At 47.1% G+C, this 13931-nt stretch carries 9 protein-coding genes; 3 read left to right on the top strand and 6 right to left on the bottom strand.

The genetic code is table 11. The annotated features are described in order from the left end of the window. Nucleotides 1-24: 24 nt before the first annotated feature. Nucleotides 25-1908, top strand: coding sequence for an ATP-dependent zinc protease family protein (locus A9237_RS07470; protein WP_027726633.1), 1884 nt, complete (start codon nucleotides 25-27; stop codon nucleotides 1906-1908). A gap of 73 nt (nucleotides 1909-1981) precedes the next feature. Here A9237_RS07470 and greB read toward each other — a convergent pair whose 3' ends face one another. Then, nucleotides 1982-2467, bottom strand: a complete 486-nt coding sequence (gene greB, locus A9237_RS07465; protein WP_009707958.1) for a transcription elongation factor GreB — start codon at nucleotides 2465-2467, stop codon at nucleotides 1982-1984. 214 nt (nucleotides 2468-2681) lie between these two features. On the opposite strand from greB, the gene ompR reads away from it, so the two are divergent. Together ompR and envZ are read left to right on the top strand one after the other, a co-directional pair. Continuing rightward, entirely contained in the window at nucleotides 2682-3401 is a 720-nt protein-coding gene (gene ompR, locus A9237_RS07460; protein WP_005430151.1) for an osmolarity response regulator transcription factor OmpR, read from the top strand. 125 nt (nucleotides 3402-3526) lie between these two features. Then, on the top strand, nucleotides 3527-4819 hold the full coding sequence (gene envZ, locus A9237_RS07455; protein WP_005430094.1) for a two-component system sensor histidine kinase EnvZ: 1293 nt from the start codon (nucleotides 3527-3529) through the stop codon (nucleotides 4817-4819). A gap of 78 nt (nucleotides 4820-4897) precedes the next feature. Here envZ and A9237_RS07450 read toward each other — a convergent pair whose 3' ends face one another. The 5 genes from A9237_RS07450 to spoT form a co-directional block, all read right to left on the bottom strand. Next, nucleotides 4898-6289: a uracil-xanthine permease family protein gene (locus tag A9237_RS07450; protein ID WP_039985618.1), complete on the bottom strand. Its 1392-nt coding sequence runs from the start codon at nucleotides 6287-6289 to the stop codon at nucleotides 4898-4900. A 252-nt stretch (nucleotides 6290-6541) separates the two neighbouring features. Beyond that, on the bottom strand, nucleotides 6542-8527 hold the full coding sequence (locus A9237_RS07445) for a S9 family peptidase (RefSeq protein WP_078607968.1): 1986 nt from the start codon (nucleotides 8525-8527) through the stop codon (nucleotides 6542-6544). 234 nt (nucleotides 8528-8761) lie between these two features. Continuing rightward, nucleotides 8762-10843, bottom strand: a complete 2082-nt coding sequence (recG, locus tag A9237_RS07440; protein ID WP_078607967.1) for an ATP-dependent DNA helicase RecG — start codon at nucleotides 10841-10843, stop codon at nucleotides 8762-8764. 212 nt (nucleotides 10844-11055) lie between these two features. Beyond that, a complete protein-coding gene (trmH, locus tag A9237_RS07435) occupies nucleotides 11056-11739 on the bottom strand; it encodes a tRNA (guanosine(18)-2'-O)-methyltransferase TrmH (protein WP_078607966.1) in 684 nt (227 codons plus the stop codon). 53 nt (nucleotides 11740-11792) lie between these two features. Continuing rightward, the gene (spoT, locus tag A9237_RS07430; RefSeq protein ID WP_005434453.1) at nucleotides 11793-13913 is read right to left on the bottom strand and encodes a bifunctional GTP diphosphokinase/guanosine-3',5'-bis pyrophosphate 3'-pyrophosphohydrolase; all 2121 of its coding nucleotides are present in this window, start codon (nucleotides 13911-13913) and stop codon (nucleotides 11793-11795) included. Nucleotides 13914-13931: the final 18 nt, after the last annotated feature.

Here is a 13931-nt window from a genome sequence, read left to right as displayed (position 1 = left end):
GTACCTTAGCTCATACGGAAAACAATGATGAAGAAAATGTCTTTGGCTTTGGCGCTCTCTAGTGCCTTATTAGCGACGCCGTTCGCTTGGTCGCAACCCCTTTCTGCGACCACTCAAGATCCTATCTATCAACTTGATGACAAACTGGTTTTAGGTCGTGTAGAAAGTGTTTACTACAGCGACATTCCTGAGCTAAGCGATGTGCCATTTATCGGTAAGATTGATACTGGCGCCGATACCACGTCAATGCACGCTGAAAACATCCACGTCAGCAGTAGCAACCCTGAATACAAAAGTCTGAAAGACGATAAATTGATGTGGGCGATCATCGATGACCTTGGGGGGACGAAAGCCAAGTGGGATTCAGACAGCTTCAAACCCTACCAAGTGACTGTGAGCTTTACGATTCATCATCCGTACACGGGCAAAGAAATTAAGATCACCGATGATCTTGAACGCATCAGTGCGATCCGTAGCCGTACCAGTGAAAAACCAATTTTGCGCCCGACGGTAAAAATGCCGATGACCATTGCAGGACACACCGTCGATACGGTAGTGAACCTAACCAAGCGTACTCAATTCTCAGCGCCGATTTTGATTGGTAAAACTTACCTCGATAACAATGCATGGGTGTTTGCTGGTTACGACTACCTGCAAGAGCAGCCAAATGCACAAATGATCGGTAAGAAAGAAACGGTGAATGTTGAAGGCGTGCCATATCGCATCAGTATTTCTACTACCAGTCGCTACACCAACGTCCATGCGCTGAACATCAAGGTCGATAAGAAGAAAAAACAAGTCTCTTTCACCCTTGAAGGCGAAAACGGTAAGCGTCACCCAATGACACTGCCTCTTGTCCGTATGCTGAAAACCAGTAAGAGTGAGCGTCCTTTGGTGTATCTACCAGTGCAAGTGAGTGAAACCGAGACGCAACAATGGCTGGTCTATCTGCGTGATCGCAGCGGCTTTAGTTCGCAAATCCGTTTGGGCAAAGACGTGGCAAGCCAGCACTTCGTGATTGATACCGACAAAGAGAACTTGCTAGGCGGGGTCGAGAAATCATTCAAGAGCGCGCTTAAATCAAAACCATTGGTTATCTCTCCTGAAGAGACAGTGAATATCGATGGTCACGTGCTATCTGCTTATCCCACTTTTGCGGTTAAAACGCCGTTATTGCGCGTGGATGGTTTTGAACTGACCGAGAAAGACAAAAAAGAAGTCGTGACCTTCTACCTGCCAAGCTCGAAAGGCAAGGAAGAGAAAATCACTAAACGCGTACTGAAGAAGCTCAAAGTAGGAGATTCGGTTCGCCCAGTTGTTGAGGGGGAATTCCTGTTTGGTGATGAAGAGAAGACCATCGACTTCGCGATTGATGTTTTAGAGAAAGACGACCAAGAGCAGCCGTTCTTTGTCTTCGGCCACAACATGGCGAAAGGTGGTGTACTGCTGAATACACGCGCAGACCACTTACTCGATGCGCGTCCACTGTTTAAAGCTGGTCACATTGAAGTGGCAGAAGTGGAAGGCATGTCTTTCCCTGTGAAATTGGATACGGGCGCGGATGTGAGCTCAATTAATGCCAAGAACATCAAACAGTTCAAGAAAGATGGCAAAGACATGGTGAGCTTCACTTACGAGAACGACAGCGGTATGAAGAAAGAGTTTACCAAGCCCGTTGTCGACGTGATGCGCATTAAAGCCAAGAAAGGTGAGAAAGCCAACGTACGCCCTGTAGTGGAGATGCACGTTAAGCTTGGCGAATTAGAGAAGAAGATTCGCGTTAACTTGCAAGACCGTAGCCGCTTCCATTACAGCATGATTCTGGGTAAGAACTTCTTGAAGCACGGTGCGATCGTTGCCAGCGATACCAACTACATTGTGACCGAGAAGCCTGACTACGAAGAGTAACCTTCAAGGTTGATATTCCAAAACGTAAAAGCCGCACTAAAGAGTGCGGCTTTCTTTTTATCGGGTCATTCAATCAGTTTTCTTCGGCTTGGTAGCGAATACTATTGATAAACCATTCTTTGTAGCCTTCCGGCGTTCTTACTGCGAACTCGTCATCTACTTCTTTTTTTAGTAGCGCGCGAGCCATTGGGGAATCAATCGAGATATAGCCTTTTGCATCACCATAGATTTCATCGGGACCAACGATACGGAAATTCTTCACATCGCCCGCTTCATTCTCAATTTCCACCCAAGCACCAAAGAACACTTTGCCTTCTTGCTGAGGTGAGTAATCCACCACTTTGACTTGCTCTAGGCGCTTACGTAAGTATCTGACACGGCGGTCAATTTCACGTAGGCGTTTTTTGTTGTACTGATAATCTGCGTTTTCGCTTCGGTCGCCCAAACTTGCTGCCCAAGTAACTTTTTTGGTGACTTCTGGGCGTTCTTCTCGCCATAAAAAATCGAGTTCTGTTTTTAGGCGATTGTAGCCTTCACGGGTAATTAAATTGGTTTTCATTAGAAGTAAATCAGCCGTTATTGGATTCTGTTGATCATATTAGCCTTGATTTTGTCTGACTGTAAATTGTTGTGATGAGGAGAAAAATAATGCGAAACATCGAAATAATTCATCAAAACCGTGGCTAAGATAAAAAGAGTAACAATTTGAACAAGCACGTTTGAAAAAACAGTGATACATTTTTGACTATAGATGCCTCTGAAAGGATGTTTCAATGCAGGAAAATCATAAAATATTAGTGGTTGATGACGATGCTCGTTTGCGTGCTCTGTTGGAGCGTTACCTTTCTGAGCAAGGTTTTCAAGTGAGAAGTGTCGCTAACGGCGAGCAGATGGACCGTCTTCTGACCCGTGAAAACTTCCACCTTATGGTGTTGGATTTAATGTTGCCGGGCGAAGATGGCTTATCGATTTGTCGTCGTCTACGTCATGCTAACAACATGTTACCTATTCTGATGCTGACAGCGAAAGGCGATGAAGTCGATCGTATTGTTGGCCTTGAAGTGGGTGCAGACGATTACCTACCAAAACCGTTTAACCCGCGTGAACTGCTGGCTCGTATTAAAGCAGTACTTCGCCGCCAAACGGTTGAACTGCCAGGTGCACCAAGCACGGAAGAGAAAGTGGTTGAGTTCGGTGACTTCCGTCTGAACCTAGGTACGCGTGAAATGTTCCGTGGTGACGAAGCGATGCCACTGACGTCGGGTGAATTCGCAGTGCTGAAAGCGCTAGTGACCAACGCTCGTGAGCCGATGTCGCGTGATAAGCTGATGAACATGGCTCGTGGTCGTGAATACTCAGCGATGGAGCGTTCTATCGACGTTCAAATCTCACGTCTACGCCGCATGCTAGAAGACGATCCAAGCAAGCCACGCTACATCCAAACGGTATGGGGCTTGGGTTACGTGTTCGTCCCAGACGGCAAAGAAGCGTAATACCTTCTAAGGCCTGCCGATAATACTCGGCTGCTCATATTCCACCCTCAAGCCTCCTTCCTGTTTGAGGGCTGGAAACTCGCAATTAATGTTGTTCACTAGGAACAGTCCATTAGGGATCCTCCATGCGAATCCGAAGTTCATTTACACAATCCATTCTGCTGTTCATCTCTTTGCTTCTCGCTAGCCAAGTCTTTTCTTACTACGCCGTTTTTAACTACGCGTTGATGCCAAGTTTGCAGCAGTTCAACAAAATTCTCGCCCATGAATTGAATCTGGTACTCGATGAAGATGGTCTACTCAAGGCTGACGCGCCGCTGCGCCATCAACTGCTAGAAAACTTGGGTGTGACGGTACACAGCGTTGATAGCGAGATGATGAATGAGTTCAATCATGCGATGTCGATTGATTTGATGTCGGAAGAGATGACTCAAGAGCTCGGCTCACCAACAGAAGTACGTTTGCTGCTTGGCAGTGAAAGCTACATTTTGTGGATGCGTATCGATCAGTTGCCGAACTCCATCATCCGTATTCCGCTCTCTGAACTGCAAGAAGAAGATTTTGCTCCGCTGTTCCGTAACAGCTTGATCATGGCGCTTCTTATTATTGCTGGTGGCTGGTTGTTTATCCGTTTGCAAAACAGACCTTTGATTGCGCTAGAAAAAGCCGCGAAAGGAGTAGGTCGAGGTGAAATTCCACCGCCATTGCCAGAGAAAGGTGCTTCAGAAATCCGCTCAGTAACTCGTGCCTTCAACCAGATGTCGAAAGGCATTCAAGAACTTGAAGAAGACCGTGCGCTACTGATGGCAGGCATTAGCCACGACTTACGCACGCCACTGACGCGTATTCGCCTCGCGACAGAAATGATGTCACCTGAAGACAGTTACCTAGCCGAAGGCATCATCAGTGATACCGAAGAATGTAACGAGATCATCAGCCAGTTCATGGACTACCTCAAGCCAGTAAATAAAGAGTCGTTTGAGCAGGTGGACATCAATACTATCACCAGCGATGTAGCAACGTCGGAAGGGGGTTATGAAGTCGAAATTGAAACGGACCTCAACCCAACGATGCCAACCGCAAAAGGCAGCCCAATCGCAATCAAACGTGCGGTGAGTAACCTTGTGGTCAATGCTCTGCGTTATGGTAATGGCTGGGTGAAAATCAGTACGGGCGTCACTGCCGACAAACAGTTGGTGTGGGTGTGCGTTGAAGACAACGGCCCGGGCATCGAGCAGTCGCAAATCGCCAAGCTGTTTGAACCTTTTACTCGTGGTGACACGGCGCGAGGCAGTGAAGGGACCGGATTGGGTTTAGCCATTGTGAAGCGTATCGTTAGCCAACATTCTGGTTCGGTTGTGGTACGTAACCGCAGTGAAGGCGGGTTAAGCGCACAAATCAGTTTCCCAACCAAGTAAGCGTTCTTCGCTCAATCGATTCCAATAAAAAAGCCCAACCAAAGTGTGGTTGGGCTTTCCGATCATCCTAGTGCAAGGTTAGGATTCTTTTACCTCTTGAGCAACCAGCTCATCTTCCTCTTCCAATTTCTCTGGAAGCAATAGGTTCAATACGATAGCGGTGATGCCGCCTGCCGCCACGCCTGTTGAGAAAATACTCTTAATGAACTCAGGCATAAATTGCAGAATTTCAGGTTTTTGTGCAATGCCCAAACCCATTGAGAACGACAGCGCCATAATTAGGATTGCGCGGCGATCGAGGTCGACACGAGAGATGATGCGTACGCCCGCTGCGGCAATGGTACCGAACATCACGATAGTCGCGCCGCCCAGAACTGGCTCAGGAATCAGCTGAACAAAGCTTGCCACACCTGGGAAAAGACCCAGAATCACCAACATGCCTGAAATGAAGTAACCCACGTAACGGCTTGCTACACCAGTGAGCATGATGATGCCGTTGTTTTGGCTAAAGGTAGAGTTCGGGAAGCTGTTGAATACTGCTGCAATCGCTGAGTTCAGACCGTCAGCTAATACGCCGCCTTTGATGCGCTTCATGTAAACCGGACCTTTCACTGGCTCACCGGAAACCTCAGACGTTGCGGTGATGTCACCAATTGCTTCTAGTGCCGTAATGAAGAAAATCAGAACCAGTGGAATAAACAGCGACCAGTCGAAGCTTAAGCCGTATTGCATTGGGATCGGCAGTGCGATGAGGTCAGTTTCGCCCAGTGTTGAGGTATCGACCATGCCCATGAAGTACGCCATGACATAGCCAACTAGCATTGCAATCACGATAGAAGCTACGCGTAGGTAAGGGTTCTTTGAACGGTTAAGAATTACGATCAAGCCAAGTACTGTGCCAGCTAGAGCTAACTTGTCTAGGCTACCGAAAGAGCCATCGCTCATTGCCGCGTAGCCACCGCCCATTGACACCAAACCTACTTGGATAAGTGTCAGACCGATAAGCGTCACGACAATGCCAGATACTAATGGCGTGATGATGCGGCGTGCGTGTTCTAGGACGCGAGATAGCAGGATTTCAGCAAAAGACGCCACCAAGATAGTACCGAAAATCGCTGCCATCATGGTGCTAAGATCAGCGCCGCCTGCCTTAAGAGAAAGACCCGCACCAATGATTGGACCTAAGAAGTTAAAGCTGGTGCCTTGCACTGAAAGCAAACCAGAGCCGATAGGGCCAAAGGTACGAATTTGAATAAAGGAAGACACGCCAGATGCAAACAGTGACATGCTGATGATGGTGTTGGTTTGGTCAGCAGGCACACCCAAAGACTGACAAATGATCAGAGAAGGGGTAATAACGGCTACGAACATCGCCAATAAGTGCTGAAGTGCAGCAAAAATGGTCTGAGGTAGTGGTGGACGATCGTTTAACTGATAGACCAGTTCCGAAGTTCGGTTTGAAGTTGTCATGTTTGTCTCGCTAGTCGCAATAATTCTTGCCCCATAGCTCGCTGAATGGGAGTGCTGGGTGGAGTTGACGTTATGACCTGTGATTGCTGTTAATCAGTGTCAACTCAGGTTGGTTTGATGTGACAAGGTGCACACCATAAATTTTGAGCGCGATTATAGAGGGATTTATTCAAAAAGCAAACGTTTGCTTTGGGCTGGAAAGAAAAGGCGATAACGGAATGGTTATCGCCTTTGAGGTTTTACTTTGGGAGGTTAGTTTTTTAAGTGCTTATCGAAGAAGCCCAACACATGAGCGTAATATTTAGCTCGGTGTTCATCTTTGTAAAAGCCATGTCCTTCATCGTCTAACACAAAAGATTCGTATGGATAGTTGAGCTTGTCGAGTGCTTTAGCCATTGCCTCATAATGTTCAATCGGCGCACGTTGATCTTTTCCCCCATGTACGAGAAGAATAGAAGCTTTTAACTTGTCTGCATTATGAGTTGGAGACATGGCTTTCCAGACTTTAGGGTCGGTTCCCAGTACTTCTTTCAAAAAGCTTAATCCCATGCGGCTATCGGGCACATCACCTTCGGTGAACATCAACTCAAGGTCATAAACACCGGCACTGCCCACGGCGCACTGAAACAACTCAGGTGCAAGGGTGGCTGATTGCAATGCACTGTATCCACCAAAGCTTCCGCCAGAAATACAGATGCGTTCTTTATCTGCGATGCCTTCTGCGACAATGTGTTTGGTGGCGTCGATGATGTCATATTGAATGTTCGTTCCCCATTTACGATAGCCAGCCTCTTCAAACTGCTTACCGAAACCACCACTGCCACGGAAGTTTACTTGCATAACAGCATAACCATTGTTCGCGAGAAACTGATTCTCCTCGGTAAAACGCCACCAATCTCGTGGACCATGAGGACCGCCATGCGGATTGACGATCAGAGGGAGGTTTTTTGCTTCAGTATTTGGTGGCAATGTCAGATAACCTGAGATGGTTTTCCCGTCTCGACTGGTGAACTCAAAAGGCTTCACTTCAGCCATTTTCTCTGGGTCTAACCACTCTCGTGCCGAGAACAGATAACGAATTTCTTTTGGCTCGGTGGTAAATAAGTAGTAATCCCCAGGGTTTCTATCGTTAAAGGCCATAATGACGTAAGCATCACCAGCTTCAGTTTCACTGACTAGGCGAACTTGATGACCAGGTAGAGAAGTGAGGATTTGCTTTAGGTATTCGCTTCGTTTGTTTTTTGGATCAACAAAGGCATAAGTAGGGTAATCACTTTCAAACTCGACGGCGTAAAGCTGTTTTGAGTCTGGATCTAACCAATATTCCTTCGGATCGACGGTATCATCCGAAGCAACTTTTGTACTTTTACCGGTTTTTAAGTTGAGGTGATGGATTGCTCTTGGCTCACCTGACTGACTTATCGCGGCATAAACGGAATCTTGATTCTCTGCAAAGGAGATAGGATAGAACTCTTCGAAGTTTTTTAAAGCCGCCAATTTATCGGAGCTTTTCCATTGATCGTTGACGCGATAATAAAGCTCGACTTTGTTATTGCTATTCAAGCCTGAAACAAAGCGAACTTCACCATCATGGTCGGTGAGAAACCGACTAAACGGGATGGGTGCTGTCGTTATCTTTGAGCGTCTACCGGTGTATACGTTAACGCGGTACACCTCTCTTGGCGCTTCCAAGTTGAAACTGTATTCACCGAAAGGAAGAGCAGAAACTAAGATATGGCGGTCGTCTTCAGGCAGAATATCTAAGACATCACCGTAAGCTCTCACGATAGAAGATGCTCGTACTAGGCGGCTAGTTTGAGGAGGGTTATAACCAAAAATATAAGCGTATTTGTTTCCATCCACATTAGCCGAGACGAGTTCGCCATAGTAGCGAGGAGCGGTAGACCAACTCTTTAAATATTCTTTGGATGCGACAACACGTTCATTATTGACCCAATAATAATCACCCACTTGCTCGTTACCTGAGAAGCGCAGCACACTGCTCGGCTGCATGGTTTTACTGTCGAGTATAACCAAAGCATCTTTACCATCGATACTGGATTCAAAGGCTAAGTGCTTGCCGTCAGGTGATATTTTTGGATTAAAGTAAGCCGAACTTTTGGCAAAAAGCTCAGCCGACGGAAGAATCGCGCTCTGTTTATCTTGCGCTGCTATGGGGGCGGAGTTTACAGAGCCAACTAATGCTGCTGTTACCGCAAGCAAGGTACGTTTTTTCATGCATCTATCCTTGATGACATTGTGTATTTATGACGTTTTTTATATCCGCTTGGAGTATTAACTTTATGTCGAGTTTACTTGCTCTAACTTGTCGTAATTATTGAATAAAGTCGAGTTGGCTTTTATTAAATGAGATATTCATTGGTGCAATGAATGTATGCGAAACCAACCTTACAGAACAGTGTCTGTAAGGAGGTTTATTGATGGAGCGAGGGTAGGTGAGAAAAGAAGAGCTTACGCCTTGGAGTAAATGTCACGCTCACCTAACCAACGGTCAATAATTGCTGTCGCATTCGTTGGGTAGTTGTCATGAATGTAACGCGCGATGCGTTGAACTTCCGGAATTAAGCGCTGATCTCGCACTAAGTCGGCAATTTTAAAATCTGCCAAGCCAGTTTGTTTGGTACCAAGAAGCTCACCCGGTCCACGAATCTCTAAGTCTTTCTGTGCAATCACGAAGCCGTCGTTGCTTTCACGTAATACGCCTAAACGTTTTTGGGCGGTTTTTGATAGTGGTGAGTGATACAGCAACACACAATGGCTCGCCACTGAACCTCGACCAACACGACCTCTCAACTGGTGCAACTGCGCTAAACCTAAGCGCTCTGGGTTCTCGATGATCATCAAACTGGAATTGGGCACGTCCACGCCCACTTCAATCACCGTAGTTGCGACCAGCAAATGCAGCTTGTTGTCTTTGAAATCCTGCATCACCGCTTGTTTCTCTGCGGGCTTCATTCGTCCGTGCACTAGACCAATTTTTACGTCAGGCAGTTTACGTTGCAGCTCTTCTGCGGTATCAGCGGCAGCTTGAGCCTCCAAGACTTCGGACTCATCAATCAAGGTACATACCCAATACGCTTGTTTGCCTTCGTTTAAGCAGGCATTGCGCACTCGTTCGACGATATCATCGCGTTTGGTGTCTGGAATTGCGACCGTCTGGATTGGTGTTCGACCTGGCGGTAATTCATCAATCACTGACGTTTCTAAGTCAGCATAAGCTGTCATGGCTAATGTTCGCGGAATTGGCGTTGCTGTCATGATGAGCTGATGTGGATAAGCGCCTTGTTTCGCGCCTTTCTCGCGCAGCTCTAAGCGCTGGTGGACACCAAAGCGGTGCTGTTCATCAATAATGACCAAAGCAAGATGATGAAACTCAACATGCTCTTGGAAAAGAGCGTGAGTGCCCACGACCATTTGCGCTTCACCACTGGCAATTCGGGCTAGTTCGGCTTCTTTGGCTTTACCTTTCAATTTACCCGCAAGCCAACCGACCTGAATGCCCATTTTCTCGAACCAATTAGCGAAGTTAATCGCGTGCTGTTCGGCGAGCAGCTCGGTCGGTGCCATTAAAGCGACTTGATAGCCGTGTTCAATGGCTCTGACGGCAGCAAGCGCGGCAACTAAAGTTTTCCCCGAGCCTACGTCACCTTGAACAAGGCGCATCATAGGGTGGTTTTTTTCCAAATCGGCTTCAATTTCTTTAACGACTCGTGCCTGAGCATTAGTCGGCGAGAAAGGTAATTGAGCCAGTAACTGCTTTTTCAGCGAATCACACGACGCCAAAGGTAATGCAACGTCTTGTTGCCCTTTGCTGCGCACTGCCAACATAGAGAGGTTCTGCGCCAGTAACTCTTCCATGATCAAACGAATTTGAGCTGGGTGTTTACCTTCATCAAATTCATCCAAATTAATGGTTGGAGGCGGTCGATGAATCGTATGCAGCGCTTGCGACATAGTGATCTGGTGATTGTACAAACCAGAAGGCAGCAACTCTTGTACAGCAGCTTTATCGAGGAGTGTTAAGGCTTGTTCCGTCAGGTTACGCAAAGTGATTTGGCGTAACCCATCGGTGGTTGGATAAACGGGGGTTAAGCTCTGTTCCACATCCGGCTTTTGCTCACTTACATAAAACTTGTAGTCAGGGTGCACAATCTCTAAGCCCATACCGCCACGCTTAATTTCGCCGTAAGCGTGTACTAACTTACCATTCGAGAAATTGTTCTTCATCGCGGCAGTAAAGTTAAAAAAACGTAGGGTAATGGTGCCATTGCCGTCGCTGATTTTTACCGTCAGCATTTTGCGTTTGCCGAAAGTAGTATCGACAGCCATGACTTTGCCCTGTACTGCCGCCCAAAGTCCGGCATGCAGTTTGGCGATTGGGTAAATGCGAGTGCGATCTTCGTAACGAAGAGGAAGATGAAACAGTAGATCTTGAACGCTATGTAAGCCAACTTTGGCGAGTTTTTCTGCGACTTTGGCGCCAACTCCAGACAGAGAGGTTAAAGGAACAGCAGATAACATTTGGGCAGACATAGTGGGCTCAAGAAAATAGTTAACATAGCAGTATGTTAACCACTAAGCTGTGTTTTTGTACAGGATTAAGTTAGAGAAAGGGATATGGGAACGCTTACGCTCTGAGATTCGAGAACGCGGAAACAAACTTAACCAGTGAGGCGAGAAAGAGCCATATCGATTGACGATATGATGTTATCTTGAAGCAAAGCGTTCTCGCCTCTCGAGTCTATTTATTTCTTCTGCATCTCTTTCCACCATGATTCGTCAGCCACAATTTGGCCTTCGTCATCAAGTTGTGGATATTCTAGCCCTTTGCGTTTCGCTACCTTTGCTAAGACTGGATGACCACGCTCAAACAGAATGCGGTTGATGGTCTCTTTTGGCAGTGCACTCTCTTCACGTTCGTACATGCCAACGGCTTCACGCTGACGCTGCGCTTCATAAAGAATTACGGCACTGGCGACTGAGACATTCAAAGACTGCACCATACCGATCATTGGAATAATGATGTCTTGGTCTGCGAGTTTCTTCGCTTGCTCTGAAGCGCCAATTTTTTCGCTACCAAGAATGATCGCCGTTGGCTTGGTGTAGTCGATTTCACGAAAATCGACCGCGGTGTCCGAAAGGTTAGTGACCAGAACTTGCATGCCTTGCGCTTTGAGCTCGGTAATCGCAGTTTCAATCGAATCGTGAGTATCCACTTCAACCCAGTTACGAGCACCTGCTGAGGTGTGAGTCAGTGTGCGCATTTTGTCGGGCCAAATCGCATGAACTTTGTGTAAGCCTGTTGCGTCTGCAGTGCGGATCACTGCAGAAACGTTGTTCGGCTTATGGACTTCTTCAAGGCACAGAGTGAGGTCGGTTTGGCGTGCTTTTAGCACCTGATGGATGCGGTTGTAACGTTCTAAATTCATAATAAATAGGGATATAAAAAAATCGCCACCCAGAGTGTGGGTGGCGATAGAGTTTAGTTCTTTCTTCGTCTGACTCGAGTCGCCTGTGGCATGGTCTTAATCTTACGCATGATGCCAGCAAGGTGAACACGATCTTTGGTGGTTAGCAGAACGGTAACGGTGTATAAGCGACCGTCGCGTTCTTCGGTTGAAAGACCGTGAATGTTCGAACCGGTTTTCGAAATCACATTGGTCAATTCCGCTAGCGCACCTTGGTTGTTGAGCATATCGACTTTCAGTTCAGCAATGAACTCTTTGTCGTACTCTTCAGACCAAGCGACAGCCATGTATTTGTCTGGTTCTTTCTGGTATCCGCGAACGTTTGGACACGTTTCACGGTGAACCACAAGACCACGACCTGGCGATACGTGAGCAATAATGTGGTCATCCGGGATAGGGTGACAACAATTTGCGAAAGTCAGTAGCAGACCTTCTGCACCACGGATTGGCAGTTTCTTGTTAGACTCGTTTGGAATTGAGCTTGTGGTGGTTAATTCATCAGTGTCACCCAATAAGCGACGTGCGATGACGATACTCATCAATTCACCCAAACCAATGGCTGCTAACAGATCATCGACGCTTTCTAGGCGCAGATCAGTCAGCACTTCTTGGATGTTTTCAGGGTAGATTGAATCAATCGAATGACGACCCAAAGCGTGATTCAGTAGACGACGACCTAAGGTAATCGACTCTTCACGACGCATGGTCTTCAATACTTGACGAATCTTAGTGCGAGCGCGAGAAGTCACGACATAGTTTAACCAAGCCGCGTTTGGACGAGCGCCAGGTGCACTGATGATTTCTACTGTTTGACCGTTCTTCAGTGCCTTACTTAGTGGGTAAGGGTTGCGGTCAACACGAGCACCAACACAAGAGTTACCGACATCAGTATGTACGGCATAGGCAAAGTCGACAGCCGTTGCGCCTAATGGCAATTCAACGATACGACCTTTTGGTGTGAAGACGTAAATCTCATCTGGGAAAAGATCCGATTTTACGTTTTCGATGAATTCGAATGAGTTACCAGCGCTTTGTTGTAGCTCAAGCAGGCTTTGCATCCAACGCTGAGCTTTCACTTGCGCTGTTGTGCCAGACTTATCGCCCTTGTCTTTGTATGACCAGTGCGCAGCGACACCTTTGTCCGCCATTTGATCCATATCTTCGGTACGGATCTGAACTTCAACTGGCACGCCATGTGGGCCAACCATAGAAGTATGTAGCGATTGGTAGCCGTTCGCTTTTGGTACCGCAATGTAATCTTTCATACGACCAGGACGCGGCTTATACAAGCTGTGTACTTGGCCTAGAACGCGATAACAAGTATCGGCAGTATCAACAACCACTCGGAAAGCGTAGATATCCATGATGGTGTGGAAACGCTGTTCTTTGGTTTTCATCTTGTTATAGATGGAGAACAGGTTCTTTTCACGACCTAACACGCGCGCATTCAAGCCAACATCTTCGAGTCGACCTTCAATTTCGCTGTGAATACGTTGGATCATCTCTTTACGATTACCACGTGCCGCTCTTACCACTTCTTTTAGAACGCGGTAGCGGTTCGGGTAAAGCGCTTCGAAGCCAAGCTCCTCAAGTTCCGTTTTGATATTGTGAATACCAAGACGGTGAGCCAGTGGCGCGTAGATTTCCAGTGTTTCGCGAGCAATACGGCGTTTTTTGTCGGGGCGCAGAGCACCTAACGTGCGCATGTTGTGCGTACGGTCAGCCAGTTTGATCAGGATAACGCGGATGTCTTGCACCATCGCCAGAACCATCTTACGGAAGTTCTCGGCTTGAGCCTCTTTCCTATCGCGGAATTTGAGTTTGTCCAGTTTAGATACACCATCAACCAGCTCAGCGACGGTATTGCCGAATTTCTCTTCGAGATCTTCTTTTGTAACGTCACAGTCTTCGATGACGTCATGCAGCAAAGCAGCTTGGAGGGTTTCGATATCGAGGCGCATTTCGGCCAAGATTCGAGCCACAGCGACTGGGTGGATGATGTATGGTTCACCGCTTGAGCGGGTTTGCCCTTCATGGGCATCTCTTGCTACCACATAAGATTGACGCAGAGCCTCAATTTGAGGCTCTGTTAGGTATTCTTGGGCAACGTCTTTGAGGCTATCGAATAGATACAAATTATAGGCCCGGGAGGT

Origin of the sequence: Vibrio owensii (assembly GCF_002021755.1) — a bacterium.
In the GTDB taxonomy this organism is placed as follows: Bacteria; Pseudomonadota; Gammaproteobacteria; order Enterobacterales; family Vibrionaceae; genus Vibrio; species Vibrio owensii.
The sequence above is the reverse complement of the archived record's forward strand: the minus strand, read 5'-3'. Positions and strand labels throughout refer to the sequence as shown.